Source organism: Geodermatophilus sp. SYSU D00684 (assembly GCF_054050455.1).
In genome coordinates this window covers 61,311-77,768 of record NZ_JBJGZI010000002.1, presented here as the reverse complement: position 1 = coordinate 77,768, position 16,458 = coordinate 61,311, and the positions used below count along the sequence as shown (strand labels likewise).

Annotated in this window: 16 protein-coding genes and 1 tRNA gene; 7 read left to right on the top strand and 10 right to left on the bottom strand. The window is 75.4% G+C overall.

Annotated features, from left to right (window positions below):
* Positions 1–36: 36 nt before the first annotated feature.
* The gene (locus ACI79L_RS01760; protein ID WP_456935113.1) at positions 37–2,055 is read right to left on the bottom strand and encodes a putative bifunctional diguanylate cyclase/phosphodiesterase; all 2,019 of its coding nucleotides are present in this window, start codon (positions 2,053–2,055) and stop codon (positions 37–39) included.
* A 252-nt stretch (positions 2,056–2,307) separates the two neighbouring features.
* On the opposite strand from ACI79L_RS01760, the gene ACI79L_RS01755 reads away from it, so the two are divergent.
* The gene (locus tag ACI79L_RS01755; RefSeq protein ID WP_456935112.1) at positions 2,308–2,676 is read left to right on the top strand and encodes a VOC family protein; all 369 of its coding nucleotides are present in this window, start codon (positions 2,308–2,310) and stop codon (positions 2,674–2,676) included.
* Positions 2,677–2,718: 42 nt separating this feature from the next.
* Entirely contained in the window at positions 2,719–3,759 is a 1,041-nt protein-coding gene (locus ACI79L_RS01750; RefSeq protein WP_456935111.1) for an LLM class flavin-dependent oxidoreductase, read from the top strand.
* A gap of 60 nt (positions 3,760–3,819) precedes the next feature.
* On the opposite strand, the gene ACI79L_RS01745 is transcribed toward ACI79L_RS01750, so the two are convergent.
* A complete protein-coding gene (locus ACI79L_RS01745; RefSeq protein ID WP_456935110.1) occupies positions 3,820–4,482 on the bottom strand; it encodes a DUF4333 domain-containing protein in 663 nt (220 codons plus the stop codon).
* Between the two features lie 120 nt (positions 4,483–4,602).
* A tRNA-Arg gene (locus ACI79L_RS01740) sits at positions 4,603–4,675 on the bottom strand.
* 180 nt (positions 4,676–4,855) lie between these two features.
* Between ACI79L_RS01740 and ACI79L_RS01735 the strand changes: the two genes are divergently transcribed.
* From ACI79L_RS01735 to ACI79L_RS01725, 3 genes are all read left to right on the top strand, one after another.
* Positions 4,856–5,365: a single-stranded DNA-binding protein gene (locus ACI79L_RS01735; RefSeq protein WP_456935109.1), complete on the top strand. Its 510-nt coding sequence runs from the start codon at positions 4,856–4,858 to the stop codon at positions 5,363–5,365.
* A gap of 104 nt (positions 5,366–5,469) precedes the next feature.
* Positions 5,470–7,140, top strand: a complete 1,671-nt coding sequence (ettA, locus tag ACI79L_RS01730; RefSeq protein ID WP_456935108.1) for an energy-dependent translational throttle protein EttA — start codon at positions 5,470–5,472, stop codon at positions 7,138–7,140.
* 229 nt (positions 7,141–7,369) lie between these two features.
* The gene (locus ACI79L_RS01725; protein WP_456935107.1) at positions 7,370–7,783 is read left to right on the top strand and encodes an acyl-CoA thioesterase; all 414 of its coding nucleotides are present in this window, start codon (positions 7,370–7,372) and stop codon (positions 7,781–7,783) included.
* A 12-nt stretch (positions 7,784–7,795) separates the two neighbouring features.
* Here the strand turns inward: ACI79L_RS01725 and ACI79L_RS01720 are convergent, their stop codons facing one another.
* On the bottom strand, positions 7,796–8,236 hold the full coding sequence (locus ACI79L_RS01720; RefSeq protein WP_456935106.1) for a YccF domain-containing protein: 441 nt from the start codon (positions 8,234–8,236) through the stop codon (positions 7,796–7,798).
* A gap of 141 nt (positions 8,237–8,377) precedes the next feature.
* Between ACI79L_RS01720 and ACI79L_RS01715 the strand changes: the two genes are divergently transcribed.
* Positions 8,378–9,478, top strand: a complete 1,101-nt coding sequence (locus ACI79L_RS01715; RefSeq protein ID WP_456935105.1) for a class I SAM-dependent methyltransferase — start codon at positions 8,378–8,380, stop codon at positions 9,476–9,478.
* Positions 9,479–9,482: 4 nt separating this feature from the next.
* Here ACI79L_RS01715 and ACI79L_RS01710 read toward each other — a convergent pair whose 3' ends face one another.
* The 4 genes from ACI79L_RS01710 to ACI79L_RS01695 are packed head-to-tail and all read right to left on the bottom strand — an operon-like array spanning position 9,483 to position 11,969.
* The gene (locus tag ACI79L_RS01710; protein WP_456935104.1) at positions 9,483–10,010 is read right to left on the bottom strand and encodes an MOSC domain-containing protein; all 528 of its coding nucleotides are present in this window, start codon (positions 10,008–10,010) and stop codon (positions 9,483–9,485) included.
* Positions 10,007–10,672: an energy-coupling factor transporter transmembrane component T family protein gene (locus ACI79L_RS01705; protein WP_456935103.1), complete on the bottom strand. Its 666-nt coding sequence runs from the start codon at positions 10,670–10,672 to the stop codon at positions 10,007–10,009. Before ACI79L_RS01705 ends, ACI79L_RS01710 begins: the two co-directional genes overlap by 4 nt.
* The gene (locus tag ACI79L_RS01700; RefSeq protein ID WP_456935102.1) at positions 10,669–11,409 is read right to left on the bottom strand and encodes an energy-coupling factor ABC transporter ATP-binding protein; all 741 of its coding nucleotides are present in this window, start codon (positions 11,407–11,409) and stop codon (positions 10,669–10,671) included. The genes ACI79L_RS01705 and ACI79L_RS01700 overlap by 4 nt, the downstream gene beginning before the upstream one ends.
* A complete protein-coding gene (locus tag ACI79L_RS01695; RefSeq protein WP_456935101.1) occupies positions 11,406–11,969 on the bottom strand; it encodes a biotin transporter BioY in 564 nt (187 codons plus the stop codon). The genes ACI79L_RS01700 and ACI79L_RS01695 overlap by 4 nt, the downstream gene beginning before the upstream one ends.
* A gap of 600 nt (positions 11,970–12,569) precedes the next feature.
* Between ACI79L_RS01695 and ACI79L_RS01690 the strand changes: the two genes are divergently transcribed.
* Entirely contained in the window at positions 12,570–12,938 is a 369-nt protein-coding gene (locus ACI79L_RS01690) for a hypothetical protein (RefSeq protein ID WP_456926997.1), read from the top strand.
* 185 nt (positions 12,939–13,123) lie between these two features.
* Here ACI79L_RS01690 and ACI79L_RS01685 read toward each other — a convergent pair whose 3' ends face one another.
* Complete coding sequence (locus ACI79L_RS01685; RefSeq protein ID WP_456935100.1) at positions 13,124–14,662, bottom strand: ATP-binding cassette domain-containing protein; 1,539 nt, start codon at positions 14,660–14,662, stop codon at positions 13,124–13,126.
* Between the two features lie 152 nt (positions 14,663–14,814).
* Positions 14,815–16,407: a glycoside hydrolase family 13 protein gene (locus ACI79L_RS01680; protein ID WP_456935099.1), complete on the bottom strand. Its 1,593-nt coding sequence runs from the start codon at positions 16,405–16,407 to the stop codon at positions 14,815–14,817.
* Between the last annotated feature and the right edge of the window lie 51 nt (positions 16,408–16,458).

The window sequence follows — 16,458 nt, the reverse complement described above, 5'->3', positions numbered from 1 at the left end:
GTGCACGGTGCACCTCCGCGGACGGGCACGGGGGGCTCAGGCGGGGTCCGCGTCCCCGTCGTCGGGCTCGTCGTCCTCGGGCTCGTCGTCGGTGGTGGTGTCCTCGACGACCACGAGGAACGGCCGGGAGGCCGGGGGCTCCTCGGCGTCCTCCAGCGGGAACAGGTCGACGCCGTCGCCGCCGGCCGGGTCCGGCACCGGGGGCAGCTCGCCGGTGACCGCCTCCAGCTCGCCGGTCACGGCCTCGAGGACGGCGGCGGCCTCCTCGGCGGCCTGCTCGACGAGCACCTCGGCCATGAGCGCCTCGGCGCGGCTGGGCAGCGGCGCGGGCCGGCCGAACGCGTAGCCCTGCGCCATCGCGCAGCCGTGCCGGCGCAGCCACTCGGCCTGCTCGAGGTCCTCGATGCCCTCGGCGATCACCTGCAGGCCCATGCCCTGCCCGAGCTGCAGCAGGCCCTGGACCAGGGCGGCGGTGGAGGGCCGGGTGACGACGTCGGCGACGAACGACCGGTCGATCTTCACGGTGTGGATCGGCAGCCGGTGCAGCGCGGTGATCGCCGAGTAGCCGGTGCCGAAGTCGTCGAGCGCCAGCGTCACGCCGCGCGCGGTCACCTCCGACACCGCCTGCAGCGTGGCCTCGGCGGCGAACAGCGCCGTCGACTCGGTGATCTCCAGCTCCAGCCGCTCGGGCGGCAGGCCGGACTCCTCCAGCGCGGCGGCGACCAGGTCGCTGAAGCCCTCCTCGGCCAGGTGCCGGGCGGAGACGTTCACGTGCACGCGCAGCCCGGCCGGCCAGCCGGCGGCGTCGGTGCACGCCTGGCGCAGCACCCAGGCTCCCAGGCGGGAGGTGAGCCGGTTGTTCTCCGCGGCGTCGAGGAACGCGCCCGGCGGCAGCAGCCCGCGGGTGGGGTGCTGCCAGCGGATGAGCGCCTCGTAGCCGAGCAGCGTCTCGTCGGCCAGGGAGACGATCGGCTGGTAGAACAGCCGCAGCTCGTCGCCGTCCAGCGCCCGGCGCAGGTCGGTCTCCAGCTGCAGCAGGTCGACCTCGTCCTCGGTCAGGCCGCCGTCGTGCACCTCGATCCGCGCCCGGCTGCCGTCCCGCTTGGCGCGGGTGAGCGCGCTGTGCGCCTGGCGCAGCAGGTCGTCGGGGGCGACGTCGGAGCCCATGGTCAGCCCGACGCTCGCCGACAGCACGATCTCCCGGTTGCCCAGCTGGAACGGGTCGTCGAGCACCGACAGCAGCCGGTCGGCCAGCGCCCGCAGCCCGTCGAGGTCCTCGACGTCCTCGGCGAGGATGAGGAACTCGTCGGCGCCGAGCCGGACGGCGGTGTCCTCGACCCGGGTGCTCCAGCGCAGCCGGTCGGCGACCTGGCTGAGCAGCTGGTCGCCGGCCTCGGTGCCGAGGGTGTCGTTGACCGCCTGGAACCGGTCGAGGTCCAGGTGCACCAGGCCCACCTGCAGCCCCCGGCGGCGGGACAGCGCGAGGGCGTGGGCGAGCCGGTCGGTGAGCGCGCGGCGGTTGGGCAGCCCGGTGAGCTGGTCGGTGAAGGCCCGGCGGACCAGGTCCTCCTCGGCGCGCCGCCGGTCGGTGACGTCGACCAGCGACAGGACGACGAAGTGCGGCTCGCCGGTGGTCCGGTGGACGACGGTGTGCGACTGCTGCACCCACAGCTCGGTGCCGTCGGCGCGGCGCAGGCGGCGCTCGCCGTCCCGGCGCAGCCACGGGTCCAGGGCGGCCTCGTCACCGGGAGCGCCGTCGCCGTCGGGGATGGGGGCCTCGTCGGGGTGGGCGAGCAGGTCGACGTGGCGGCCCACCACGTCGTCGATGCCGCGGCCGGACAGCGCGCACAGCGCGTCGTTGACGACGAGCAGGTGGCCGTCGAGGCCGACCAGGGCCTTGGGGACCGGCGAGTTGAGGAACAGGGCGCGGAACACCTGGCCGCGGTCGGCCAGCAGCGTGTCGATGGCCCGCAGCCTCGTCCCCGCCGGTGCACCGCTCGGCTCGCCGGGCTGGTCGGCCCGGGGCCGGGGCACGTGGGGGGCGCTGAGAGTCACCTGGACAGGGTGGCCGACCGGACGGCCGGAGCAGCGGAACCCGCACACGGAGAGTCGTGGTCGGTCGCTCACGTTCCGTCACGGCGGGAGGCTGCCGTGTCGTCCGGGGCGCGTGGGACGTCGCCGTGAGCAGCGCCTCCACCCGGGTCCGCGGCGTCCGGACCCCCCGGGTCTCCGCCGCCCGCGCCCGGGAGGGGTGCCCGCGCACGCCTCCGGGGAGCAGGGTGGGCGCCCCGAGCGGAGGAGCACGTCATGGACTGGAAGCTCGAGCTGGTCGCCGTGCCGGTCAGCGACGTCGACCGTGCGATCACCTTCTACACCCAGGGCGCCGGGTTCCACCTCGACCACGACCACCGGGTGAGCGACGAGGTCAGGTTCGTGCAGCTCACCCCGCCGGGGTCGGCGTGCTCGATCGCGATCGGCACCGGCCTGCTCGACGTGCCGCCCGGAGCGGCGCAGGGGCTGCAGCTCGTCGTCCCCGACGTCGAGCTGGCCCACAAGGAGCTGACCGGGCGGGGCGTGGAGGTCAGCGAGGTCCAGCACCTCCCCTGGGGGTCGTTCGTGTTCTTCAGCGACCCGGACGGGAACGGCTGGGCGGTCCAGCAGCTGCCGCCGCGCTGACCGCCGGGGAATCCCGCGTCCGGCCCGCGCGCTGTGCCGGGCATGGACGTCGGCAAGCGCATCGGGTTCCTGTCGTTCGGTCACTGGCAGCCGCTGCCCGGCTCGGAGGTGCGCACGGCGCGGGACGCGCTGGTGCAGACCGTCGAGCTCGCCGTCGCCGCCGAGGAGCTCGGCCTGGACGGCGCGTTCGTCCGGGTGCACCACTTCGCGCGGCAGCTGGCCTCGCCGTTCCCGCTGCTGGCCGCCATGGCCGCGCGGACCTCGCGGATCGAGCTCGGCACCGGCGTCATCGACATGCGCTACGAGAACCCGCTGTACATGGCCGAGGAGGCCGCGGCCACCGACCTGCTCGCCGGCGGCCGGCTGCAGCTCGGCGTGAGCCGGGGGTCACCGGAGACGGCGCTGCGCGGCTCCGAGGCGTTCGGCTACGTCCCGCCGGAGGGGGCCTCGGACGCCGACCTGGCGCGGGAGAAGGCGGCGCTGTTCCTCGCCGCGACCCGGGGCGCGAGCGTCGTCGACGCCGACCCCGGGATGACCGGTGGCGCCCGCGGCCGGCTGGCGATCCAGCCGCAGTCGCCGGGCCTGGCCGACCGGATCTGGTGGGGCGCCGGCACCCGGGCGACGGGCGAGTGGGCCGCCCGCCAGGGGCTGAACCTCATGAGCTCGACGCTGCTGTCCGAGGACACCGGCGTGCCCTTCGACGAGCTGCAGGCCGAGCAGATCGCCCGCTACCGCGCCGCCTGGGCCGAGGCCGGGTGGGACCGCACGCCGCGGGTGTCGGTGAGCCGCAGCGTGGTCCCGATCGTGTCCGACCTCGACCGCGCCTACTTCGGCGACGAGCGCCGCTCGTCGGACCAGGTCGGGCTGCTGGAGGGCGTGCGCGCCCGCTTCGGCCGCAGCTACGCCGGCGAGCCCGACCAGGTGGCCGAGGAGCTGGCCAAGGACGCCGCCGTCCGCGAGGCCGACACCCTGCTGCTCACGGTGCCGAACATGCTCGGCGTCGAGTACAACGCCCGGCTGCTGGAGAACGTCGCGCGCCACGTCGCGCCGGCGCTGGGCTGGACGCCCGCCGCCGCGCGCTGACGGACGCACGCGAGAGGCCCGGGACCGCGGTGCGGTCCCGGGCCTCTCCCGTCCTGCGGGTCACTCGAAGCTGACGTCGCCCTCGGCGTCGAGCGTGGCGGTGACGACGGCGCTGTCGGACGGGTCGTCGGCCGCGGCCACCTGGCAGTCCAGCGTCAGGCCGTCCTCGGCGACGAGCACGGTGCGGTCGCCGGCGTCGCAGGTGGAGACGACCTCGAGGCCGGTGCTCGCGGCGAACTGCTCGGACAGCGCGGACTCGACGTCGGCCACGTGCACGTAGACCTGGTCGCTGTCGATGGTCACGTTGCCCTCGTCGTCGGTCTGCTCGACGGTGAAGGTGACCTCCTGGCCCTCCAGCTGGGCGGTGCAGGTGGTGACCGTGCCGGCGGCGAGCTCGACGTCCTCGGGGCAGCTGACGTCGGTGACGGTGACGCCGGCCTGCTCCTGCGCGACGGCGGTGATCTGCCGCTCGGCCTCGGCGGTGTCGAGGACCGTGCCGCCGAGGAGAAAGAGGGCGCCGACGCCGAGCCCGGCGACGACGAGCACCGCGAGGACGCTGCCGACGATGGCGCCGGTGCGCTTCCTCGGGGGCTGCTGGCCGTAGGGGGCACCCGGGGCGGAGCCGGGGCCGTCCCAGCCGTTGGGGGCGGGGAAGGGCGCCGGGGCGTAGGGGCCCTGCGGGCCGTACGGCTGGGCGTTGCGGGGGTCGTGGACCTGGGTCACGGGGCGCTCCTCGGTGCGGTCCCGGGGCCGTCCCCGGGTGCTCGGGAGCACCGTCCCGCCGCCCGCTTGCAGCGTCCTTCGGAGCGACTTGCGGCCCGCGGCAAGTGCGGGCGACCGGCGCGCGCCCGGCAGGGATCGAACCTGCGACCAAGTGCTTAGAAGGCACCTGCTCTATCCGCTGAGCTACGGGCGCTCGGCCGCGATGATGACACCTCCGCGGCGGCGGGCGTGAGCCGGTGACGGTCCGGCCGGCCGCCGTCCACAGGCGCCGGGCGCTCCACAGGTCGCTCCCGGCGCCGTCACGGGCGCCCGAGCGGGGCGAGGGTCGGGCCCGGACCGGCACCGTGCCGGCTCCTGGGACCCGAGGAGCACCGTGAGCACCACCGAGATCACCGTCGTCGGCAACGTCGTCACGTCCCCCAGCCGCGTGCGCACGCAGAGCGGCACCGTCACCAACTTCCGCGTCGCCTCCACCGAGCGGCGCTGGGACGGCACCGCGGGGAGCTTCGTCGACGGCGCGTCGTTCTTCGTCGACGTCGAGTGCTGGAACGAGCTCAGCGGCAACGTGTCGCACAGCGTCAGCAAGGGCGACCCGGTCATCGTCCGGGGCACGCTGCGCACCGACGAGTGGGAGAACGACACGGGCCGCCACAGCCGGCCGCGGGTCCGGGCCCGGACCGTGGGCTTCGACCTCAGCAAGGGCACCGCCGAGTTCCGCAAGACCCGGCGGACGACGGCCGCGCCGCCGCCGGCCGAGCCGGTCGACGACGCCCCCGACGAGCGGGACTATCCGGAGCCCGTGCAGCCGTTGTACGAGCTGGACCCCGACTCGTCCGCGGCCGGTGCGGCACTCGACGCCCTGCCGGAACCGGCTCTCCGCTAGCCGCCGCGAACTGGGAGGATCGGGGACGAGAACGCACGGGGGCCGGGCCGGAGCACCCACCGGCCCGCCCCTCCTCGCGCACCGACGGAAGGCTCGAACGCCCAGTGGCTCAGTACATCTACACCATGGCCCGTGCCCGCAAGGCGCACGGCGACAAGGTCATCCTCGACGACGTCACCCTGTCGTTCCTGCCCGGCGCCAAGATCGGCGTCGTCGGCCCCAACGGTGCGGGCAAGTCGACCGTCCTCAAGATCATGGCCGGGCTGGACCAGCCCTCCAACGGCGACGTGATGCTGGCCGCCGACGCGACCGTCGGCATCCTGCTGCAGGAGCCGCCGCTCAACGAGGAGCTCGACGTGCGCGGCAACGTCGAGGAGGCGGTCAAGCCGCTGCGCGACGCGCTGACCCGCTTCGAGGAGGTCAGCGCGGCGATGGGCGAGCCCGACGCCGACTTCGACGCGCTGCTGGCCGAGCAGGGCGAGCTCATGGAGGTCATCGAGCAGCACGACGGCTGGGAGCTCGACGCCCGCATCGAGCAGGCGATGGACGCGCTGCGCTGCCCGCCCGGCGACGCCGACGTCAGCGTCCTGTCCGGTGGTGAGCGCCGCCGCGTCGCGCTGTGCCGCCTGCTGCTCGAGGCGCCCGACCTGCTGCTGCTCGACGAGCCCACCAACCACCTCGACGCCGAGAGCGTGGCGTGGCTGGAGCAGCACCTCGAGAAGTACGCCGGCACCGTCGTCGCCGTCACCCACGACCGGTACTTCCTCGACAACGTCGCCCAGTGGATCCTCGAGCTCGACCGCGGCCGGGCCTACCCCTACGAGGGCAACTACTCCACCTACCTGGAGACCAAGGCCGCCCGCCTCAAGGTCGAGGGCGCCAAGGACGCCAAGCGGCAGAAGCGGCTGGCCGAGGAGCTGGAGTGGGTGCGGTCGGGTGCGAAGGCCCGCCAGGCCAAGAGCAAGGCCCGCCTCCAGCGCTACGAGGAGATGGCGGCCGAGGCCGACAAGTTCCGCAAGCTGGACTTCGAGGAGATCCAGATCCCGCCGGGCCCGCGGCTGGGCAACGTGGTCGTCGAGAGCCACGACCTCACCAAGGGCTTCGGTGACCGCATCCTCATCGACGACCTGTCCTTCACGCTGCCGCGCAACGGCATCGTCGGCGTCGTCGGCCCCAACGGCGCCGGCAAGACCACCCTGTTCAAGATGCTGGTCGGCGAGGAGAAGCCCGACGACGGCGACATCAAGGTCGGCGAGACGGTGAAGATCTCCTACGTCGAGCAGACCCGCAGCGGCATCGACCCCAAGAAGACGCTGTGGGAGGTCGTCTCCGACGGCCTGGACCACATCAAGGTCGGCAACGTCGAGATGCCCTCGCGGGCCTACGTCGCGGCGTTCGGCTTCAAGGGCCCGGACCAGCAGAAGCCGGCCGGCGTCCTCTCCGGCGGTGAGCGCAACCGGCTGAACCTGGCGCTGACCCTCAAGCAGGGCGGCAACCTGCTGCTGCTCGACGAGCCGACCAACGACCTCGACGTCGAGACGCTGACCAGCCTGGAGTCGGCGCTGCTGGAGTTCCCCGGCTGCGCCGTGGTGGTCAGCCACGACCGGTGGTTCCTCGACCGCGTGGCCACCCACATCCTCGCCTACGAGGGCGAGTCCAAGTGGTTCTGGTTCGAGGGCAACTTCGCCGACTACGAGAAGAACAAGGTCGAGCGGCTCGGCCCCGAGGCCGCCCGCCCGCACCGCGCGACCTACCGCAAGCTCACCCGGGACTAGCGGCCCCCTCCGGAGGCTCGGCCCGAGCTCGCGAGGGCTGAGGGGGGGTCCTCACCGGCCGGCCGGAGCACGTGCTCCGGCCGGCCGTCGGCGTCTGCGGGCGCGGTGTGCACACAGCGCGCTCCGGAGGACCTCCCCGGCGCGGTTCGTGCACACGGCCCGGTTCGGGAACACGGCGCGACGAGCCGCGGTCGACGGGCGCGGGAGGCGTGCGGCAGGGTGTCGGACCGTGCGGTTCACGGTGCAGGTCCCCATGCGCTGGTCGGACATGGACGCCTACGGCCACGTCAACAACGTCGTCTACCTGCAGTACTTCGAGATGGCGCGCGTCGCGCTGTTCTTCGAGCGGGCGTCGCTGGAGGAGCGCACCGGGCTGCGCCGCGGCACCGTCGTCGCCGCCCACGAGATCGCCTACAAGCGGCCGGTCGTCTACTCCGCCCGGCCCCTGGACGTGCAGATCTGGGTGTCCGACGTCCGCGCGGCCGCCTTCACCTGCCACTACGAGGTCTTCGACCACGAGCGGCTCGCCGTCACCGGCAGCACGCTGCTGGTGCCCTTCGACTTCTCCATCGACCGGCCGCGCCGGCTCACCCCGGACGAGAAGGACTTCCTCGCCCGCTGGGCCGACGAGCCGGAGGCCTGAGCCCCGGCGACGTCAGCGGGCGGGCGCGCCCTGCACCACGCCGCTGCCGGCGTGCATCCAGTCGCGCGGGGGAGCGGTGTCCACCACCCGCTTGCCCAGCGGGAACAGTCCGACGGCGGCCAGCTTGAACGACGCGATCCCGAACGGGATCCCGATGATCGTCACGCAGAAGGCGATCCCGGCGACCACGTGCAGCAGCGCCAGCCACCACCCGGCGATCAGGAACCACAGCAGGTTCCCGATCGCCGAGGCGACGCCGGCACCCGGTGCCCGCACCGTCGTCCGGCCGAACGGCCACACCACGAACCCGGCGAGCCGGAACGCGGCGATGCCGAACGGGATGGTCACCACCAGCAGACAGGCGACCACGCCGGCGAAGGCGTAGGCCAGCGCGAGCAGCCAGCCCTGCAGGACCAGCCAGACCAGGTTCAGCAGCGTGCGGAGGGTGTCCACACACAGACGACGGACCGCGGGCGCGCCGGGTTCCGCGCCGGCGGGACGACCCGCGGGCGGACGGCGGGCGCCCGCCCACGGGTCGTCCCGCCGGCGCGGTCGGCCGACCGGCCGGGGCCACCCGAGAGGAGCCGGTCCGCGATGACCACCGGCACCCGCGTACCCGTCGCCACCGACCCGGCCACCGGCGCCCTCGCCGGACGCCTGCTCGACAGCGTGCTGGCCTGCCTGGACGCCCAGGCGATCGCGCTGGGCGACCGGCTCGGCTACTACCGCGCCCTCGCCGACGGCGGCGCGCTGACCTCCGCCGAGCTGGCCGGGCGCACCGGGACGGCGGAGCGCTACGTGCGCGAGTGGCTGGAGCAGCAGGCGGTCACCGGCATCCTCACCGCCGCCGATGACCCGGATCGCCCCGGCGACGCGCAGGCCCGCCGCTTCACCCTCCCGCCCGGCCACCGCGCCCCGCTGCTCGACGTCCTGAGCGGCGACCACCTGCTGCCGCTGGTCCGCTTCGCCGTCGCCACGGGCCGGCACGCCGACGCGCTGACCGAGGCGCACCGCACCGGTGGCGGCCTCTCCTGGGCGCAGCAGGGCGCCGACGTCCGGGAGGCGCAGGCCGCCGCCAACCGGCCGCTGTTCCTCGGCCCGCTGGGGCGCGAGCACCTGCCGTCGATCCCCGACGTCGACGCGGCGCTGCGGCGCGGCGGCCGGGTCGCCGACGTCGGCTGCGGGCACGGCTGGTCCTCGATCGGCATCGCGCTCGCCGACCCCGCGGCGAGAGTCGACGGCTTCGACGTCGACGCGCCGTCGGTGGAGGCGGCCCGCCGCAACGCCGCCGAGGCCGGGGTCGCCGACCGGGTCCGGTTCGCCGTCGCCGACGCCGCGACGGTGTCGGGCACCTACGACGTCGTCACCGCCTTCGAGTGCGTGCACGACCTGCCCGACCCGGTGGCGGTGCTCGCCGCCGTGCGGCGGCTGGCCGGGGACGGCGGCGCGGTCCTGGTCGTGGACGAGCGCGTGGCCGAGGAGTTCACCGCCCCCGGCGACGAGGTCGAGCGGCTGATGTACGGCTACAGCCTGGTCTGCTGCCTGCCCGACGCGCTCTCCACCCGGCCCTCGGCCGCGACCGGCACCGTCATGCGGCCGGCCACGCTGCGCCGGTACGCGCGCGAGGCGGGCTTCACCGACGTCCAGCTGCTCGACGTCCGGGACGAGGTCTTCCGCTTCTACCGGCTGGTCTGAACCCTCAGCCGGCCACGATCCGCGGCACCGGCCGGTCCGCGCCCGTCGGCGCCCCGCGGCGGGCGGCCTCCTCCTCCGGTACCGGCCGGACGACGGCGCCCTCGGCGATCTCCGCCCCCGCGAACACCGCCGCGTTGATCCCGCCGCGGTGCACCATCGCCTTCACCAGCCGGGCGCCGGTGAGCCGCTCGAGGTGCGCGCAGGGCGGGCAGCGCTTCATCCCGAACAGCAGCGCGTCGCCGACGGCGAACCAGCGGCCCACCAGCGCGGGCAGGTCGACCCCGGTGGTGACCAGGTTGCGGCGGGTGTCCCCGGGCGTCAGCGGCACGCCGGCCTCGGCGGCGACCGCCGCGACGTCGTCGGCGTCGACCAGCGTGAGCTGCTTCTCCAGGTCCGGGTAGCGGGCCCACGTGCCGCCGCCGAGGGCGTAGCGGTCACCCTCCAGCCCGCGCCCGGCGACCAGCCGCGCGGTGGGGACCCGCCGCATGGGCGCGGCGGCGGCCGGGGTCGTCCAGATCTCGAGGACGGTCATCGCGGGACCTCCGCAGCGGGGGAGCGCCGGCCGCGGCGCGGGGGCGGGACGTCGTCGGCGCCGCGGGCGTCGAGCGCCTCGCTCACGTCGTGGGCCATCTGCAGGACCTGCACCAGCAGCGGGGCGACCGTCGTCCGCAGCCCGCGCAGGCCGCGGGGGGAGCCGCCGCGGGCGGCCTGCGCCTCCCGGATGCGGTCGGCCCGCTCGACGAGCACCGGGATGAACCGCAGCGCCATGGTGACCACCAGCCCGACCCGCGCCGGCCGCACGCCGACCAGCCGCAAGGGGGCGGCCAGCCGCTCGACCACCGCGACCATCGCGCTCACCCGCGTCGTCGCCGTCACCACGGCCGCGGCCAGCACCAGCGCGAGCAGGCGCAGCGCGACGTGCGCGCCGGTGCGCAGGTCGGTGGTCAGCGCGTGCACGACCAGCAGCGCCAGCACCCACCACACCACCGCCCGCGCCTGCCGGGCCAGCACGGCGACCGGCAGCCGGGCGACCAGCAGCCCGACGGCCAGCACGCCCGCCAGCGCCGCGCCGGCCGCGGCCGGCCCGGGCAGCCAGAACAGCGCGACGGCGAGGACGGCGAGGGCGAGCAGCTTGACCCCGGCCGGCAGCCGGTGGACGACGCTGGCCCGCGGGACGTACAGCGCGAGGGTCACCGGGCGGCCATCAGCGCGCGGTAGGCGGCCACGGCCGGGCCGGGGGCGGCGTCCTCCACCACCCGGCCGCGGTCGACGACCAGCACCCGGTCGAACCCGTCCAGCAGGTCCAGCTGGTGAGTGACGACGACGACCTGCTGTTCCAGCCCGGCGACCAGCTCGGCCACCCGCCGGGCGTTGACCAGGTCCAGCAGCGTCGTCGGCTCGTCGAACACGATGCGGGCCGGGCGCATGACGAGCACGCCGGAGATGGCCAGCAGCTGCTTCTGCCCGCCCGACAGCAGGTGCGCGGGGTGGTCGGCGTGCCCGGCCAGGCCGTAGCGGGCCAGCACCTCGGCGACGCGGGCGGCCCGCTCGTCCGGCGGGACGCCCTGGTTCTCCAGCCCGTAGGCGACGTCCTCGGCGACCGTCGGGTGCACGATCTGCGCGTCGGGGTCCTGGAAGACGAACCCGACGCGGCGCCGCACCGCGCGGACCTGGGTGCGGGTGTCCAGCCCGTCGACCAGCACCCGCCCCTCGGTGGGCACGACCAGGCCGTTGAGCAGCCGGGCGAAGGTGCTCTTGCCCGAGCCGTTGGCGCCGATGACGCCGACCCGCGGCTCGGTCAGGGTGAGGTCGAGGTCCTCGAGCACCACCCGCTCGCCGTACCGGTGCCCGACGCCGCGCAGCTCGATGCCGCGCCCCGGCTCCGCGACGTCGTCCGCGGCGGGCGCCGGACCGGGACGGCGGAGCCTCACCGGGCGCCGGCCGCCCGGCGGGGACGGTCGATGACGGGGTAGCTGCGCCGGACGACGTCGGCGACGGCCGCGGCGACGAAGGCCTTGAACAGGTCGCCCGGGATGAAGACGGCGGCGCCGGTCCACAGGGCGGTGTCCCACGGCAGGCCGGCCACGGCCTTGAGCACCGGGACACCGACGGCGTAGACGACCACGATGCCGCCGACGACGTTGGCCACCAGGCCCCAGCCGACGTTGTAGCGGTCCCAGACCCGCTCGGTCAGCCAGCCGACGACGAACGCGGCGAGCGGCCAGCTGAACAGGTACCCGGCCGTGGCGCCGGCGAAGGGCGCCAGGCCGCCGGCGCCGCTGGCCAGCAGCGGCAGCCCGACCGCCACCAGGACCAGGAACAGCAGGACCGCGAGGAAGCCGCGGCGGGCGCCCAGGACGCTGCCGGCCAGCATGACGCCGAGGGTCTGCGCGGTGATCGGCACCGGCCCGACGTTGATCGCCGGCAGGGTCCCCAGCGCCGCGATGATCGCGGCGAAGAGGGCGACGTAGGCGAGGTCCCGGGTCTTCACGGCGTCTCCTCCACAGGCAGCGGGACGGGCCCGCGCGGTCCCCGCGGAAGGTACCCGAGGGGCGGGCGGGACCCGTCCGGTGGGCGGTCCGGGCCCCCGCCGATCCCGTCGCCGTCGGTGTCCGCCCGCTCACCTGCAGATACGTCCGCCGGTTTGCCGGGGCCGCCCGCGCCGTGTTTTCTGGGGTCGCTGAGGCCTTCGGCGGAGGCGAGGAACAGGCGGATCTGCATGGCAACCGGGTGGTGGGCGGCACTGTGGTCGCGGGGGCGTCACGAGCCGCGCAGTGCCACCCCGGAAGCCACCCGGGAGCCGCACCAGGACCCGTGGCCCGGGCGCACCGGCGCCGCCCGGGCCACTGCGGCAGCACCCCCGCCGCAGCCCCCGCCCCCCGCTGTCGAGGAGCCGGTCACCCGGCCCGCGCCCCGGCCCACGCCGCCCCCGGCCCCGCCGGGTGCGGCACACGACGTCCCGGCGGCCGAGCCGCCGAGGGACGCCGTGCCTCCCCAGACGCCCGGTCCGTCCGGTCGACCCGGGCCGCCTCCCGGCCCGGTGCGCAGCCCGTCGCTGCGCCCCCCTCTCGAGACGACAGGAGCCCTTCCCATGGCCTCACTCGACAACGTCATCGCGGACCTGCTCGCGATCGAGGGCGCCAACGGCGCCGCGATCGTGGACATCGACAGCGGCATGGCCCTCGCGTCCGGCGGCACGCCCGGCTTCGACCTCAACGTGGCCGCCGCCGGCAACTCCAACGTCGTGCGCGCCAAGCTGCGCACGATCAACGACCTCGAGCTCAAGGACGAGGTCGAGGACATCCTCATCACGCTGCAGAGCCAGTACCACCTGATCAACGTGCTCAAGGGGCAGGGCAACGCCGGCCTGTTCATCTACCTCGTGCTCAACCGCGTGACCGCCAACCTGGCGCTGGCGCGGCACAAGCTGCGCGCGGTCGCGGCGACCGTCAGCGTCTGAGCCGGCGGCGTCGGCACCCGACCCGGACGGGGGCCGGGGAGGGTGCCGACGCAGCAGCACGGAGATCCCGCCCTGCCGGCCTCCCTGCAGGGCCCGCCGCCGGCCCCGTCCAGAGGCTCGTCCCGAGCCTGCGAGGGATGAGGAGGACGGGGTCCTTCAACGGTGGGGGGCAGGGAGGTCCTTCGTCAGGCGGCGGCGGTCGCGGCCTCGACGATGCGGTCGCGCACCGCGTCGACGGCGAGCTCGCCGGTGTCGATCCACCGGGCGACCCGGCCGCCGGCGACGATGCCGACCCGGTCGCAGCACTCGGCCAGCTCGTCGGGGTCCACCGACACGACGACGACCGACGTCCCGTGCGCGGTCGCCTCGTCCAGCAGCTGGCGGACCTGCCGCCGGGCCCGCACGTCCAGGCCGCGGGTGGGCTCGTGCAGGACGACGACGTCGCGCGCGCACTCCGACATCCACCGGGCGAGCGCCAGCTTGTGCTGGTCGCCGCCGGACAGCGCGCCGAACACCGTGCGGATGCTCAGCGTCTTCACGTCCATCCGGTGCACCGTCCGGATGACCCCGCGCAGCTGGGCGATCTCCTTGCGCAGGTCCGACAGCGAGCCCCAGGCCTCCTGGGTCATCGTCCGGGCGATCGTCTCGCCGGGGTCCACGCCGTAGGCGTCCTCGTCCGGGCGGTACACCGGCAGCTCCAGCCCGGGGGCGTCCGCGGAGGGCCCGAGCGAGCGCTCCTCGCCGAACAGCTGCAGCTCGTCGGTGACCGCCGGCAGCTCCCCGGACAGCGCGTCGGCGATCTCGCGGACGCCGGAGGACCGGTGCCCGGTCAGGCCGATCACCTCGCCGCGGCGCAGCAGCAGGTCGACGCCCTCGACCGCGCCGGGCACCCGCAGGTTGCGGACCCGCAGCACCACCTCGTCGGAGGGCACCAGCCGCGGCGACAGGCGCACGGGGGCCTCCGCGGCCGGCACGGGCTCCGGCGCCGAGGCCACCCGGGGCTCCGGCGGCGTGACCGGCTCGCCGACGGTCTCCGCGGCCAGCCGGACGGGGTCCAGCCGGTCGGCCGGCGCGTCGAGGGCGATCCGCCCGTCGCGCAGGACGAGCACCCGGTCGACCACCTCGAGCATCTCGGGCAGCCGGTGGCTGATGTAGAGGACGCCGCGGCCCTGCCGGCTCAGCCGGCCGGCGACGGCGTGCAGCCGGCCCACCTCCGAGGGCAGCAGCGGCGCGGACACCTCGTCGAGCACCACCAGCCGGGTGTCCTCGGCGAGCACGCGGGCGATCTCGACCAGGCCGTGCACGAAGTGCGGCAGGTCCCCGACGGGGGTGTCGGGGTCGACGTCGAGGGCGACCTCGGCGAGCAGCACCTGCGCCTGCCGGCGCAGCTCCCGCGGCGGCAGCCCGGCCTGGGTCGTGCCGCGGAAGACCGCCTGGGCGACGGTGAGCGCCGGGTCGATGTGCACCAGCTGCTGGACGACGCCGACGCCGAGGTGGCGGGCGTCGTCGGCGGACAGCGGCGCGTAGGGGTGGCCCTGCAGCGTCATGGAGCCGGCGTCGGCGGGGGTGATGCCGGCGATGACGTCGCCGAGGGTCGACTTGCCCGCGCCGTTGGTGCCGACGAGTCCGACGATCTCGCCCTCGGCGAGGGCGAAGGAGACGTCCCGCAGGACACGACGGGCCCCGAAGGACTTCGTCAGGCCCTGGACCTGCAACAACGTCATGGGCGGGCGCGCCTCCCCCGTCACAGGGCCGCCGACACGGGGTCGGTCGACCGCGGCGTCAGCGTCCCCCCGTGACGCTCTGTTCCGGGCCCGATGCTACCCGCGTGCGGGGACGGCGCCTCCCGAGACGGGGGGCGCCGTCCCCGCCCTGCTCAGGCGTGCAGCCAGACGGCGGCGTCGGTCGGCAGGGCGCCGCCGGCGACGTCGGTGCTGGCCAGCAGCACCCGGCCCTCGGGCAGCGGCACGGCCTCCGCGGAGAGGTTCAGCAGGCACACCAGGCCGCCGGGACGGCGGAACGCGAGGCACCCCTCGGGCGTGGGCAGCCACTCCAGCGACTCGCCGGCGAAGGCCGGTGACGAGGCCCGCAGCGCCAGCGCGGCCCGGTACAGCGACAGCACCGACGACGCGTCCGCGGCCTGCGCCTCGGCGGTCAGCGGCCCCCAGCCCTCGGGCATCGGCAGCCAGGTCTCCCGCTGCGCGGAGAAGCCGTAGGAGGGCTCGGTGCCCGACCACGGCACCGGGACGCGGCAGGCGTCGCGGCCGCGCTCGGTGTGCCCCGACCGCTCCCAGATCGGGTCCTGCAGCACCTCGTCGGGCAGGTCGACGTCGGGCATGCCGAGCTCGTCGCCGTTGTAGACGTAGGCCGCGCCGGGCAGCGCGAGCTGCAGCAGCGCCGCGGCCCGCGCCCGCCGGGTGCCGGTCTCGCCGTCGCCGTAGCGGGTCACGTGCCGGGGCCGGTCGTGGTTGGACAGCACCCAGCAGGCCGGCGCCGGGGTCCCGTCGACGGTGGCCAGCGAGTGGACGACGGCGTCGCGCAGGTCCTCGGGCGTCCACTCGGCGGTGAGCAGCTTGAAGTTGAACGCCAGCTGCAGCTCGTCGGCGCGCAGGTAGTCGGCCAGCCGGTCGTCGTCGGAGACCCACACCTCGCCGACGGCCATGGTGCCGGGGTAGCCGTCGAGGACGGCGCGGATGCGCCGGTGCACCTCGTGCACCCCGTCGTTGTCGAACCGGTGGTCGCCCGGGCCGTGGTCGTCGAGCAGCCCGGTGTCCTCCATGGGCTCCATGTCGGGCAGGCCGTCGGGCTTGGCCATGCCGTGGGCGACGTCGATGCGGAAGCCGTCGACGCCGCGGTCGAGCCAGAACCGCATGGTCTCCTCGAGGTCGGCGAGCACCTCGGGGTTGGTGAAGTCCAGGTCGGGCTGCTCGGGCGCGAAGATGTGCAGGTACCACTGGCCGTCGGGCACCCGCGACCACGCCGGCCCGCCGAAGACCGACGGCCAGTTGTTCGGCGGCTCGGCGCCGTCGGGCCCGCGGCCGTCGCGGAACAGGTAGCGGGCCCGCTCGGGGGAGCCGGCGCCGGCGGCCAGCGCCGCCTGGAACCACTCGTGCTGGTGCGAGCTGTGGTTGGGCACCAGGTCGACGGTCACCCGGATGCCGGCCGCGTGCGCCTCGGCCAGCAGCGCGTCGAACTCGGCGAGGTCGCCGAACACCGGCTCGACGTCGCGCGGGTCGGCGACGTCGTAGCCGTGGTCGGCCATCGGCGAGGGGTAGAAGGGCGTGATCCACAGCGCGTCGACGCCGAGGTCGACCAGGTGCGGCAGCCGGGCGCGGATGCCGGCGAGGTCGCCGACGCCGTCGCCGCTGCCGTCGGCGAAGCTGCGGATGTAGACCTGGTAGAAGACCGCGTCGCGCCACCAGTCGGTGTCGGCGCGGCGGAACGGGCGGGCAGGGGTGAGGGAACTCACCGGGCTCCTAGGTGACGTGGGAGAACGGCCCCCTCGCGGGGGGCGACGGGG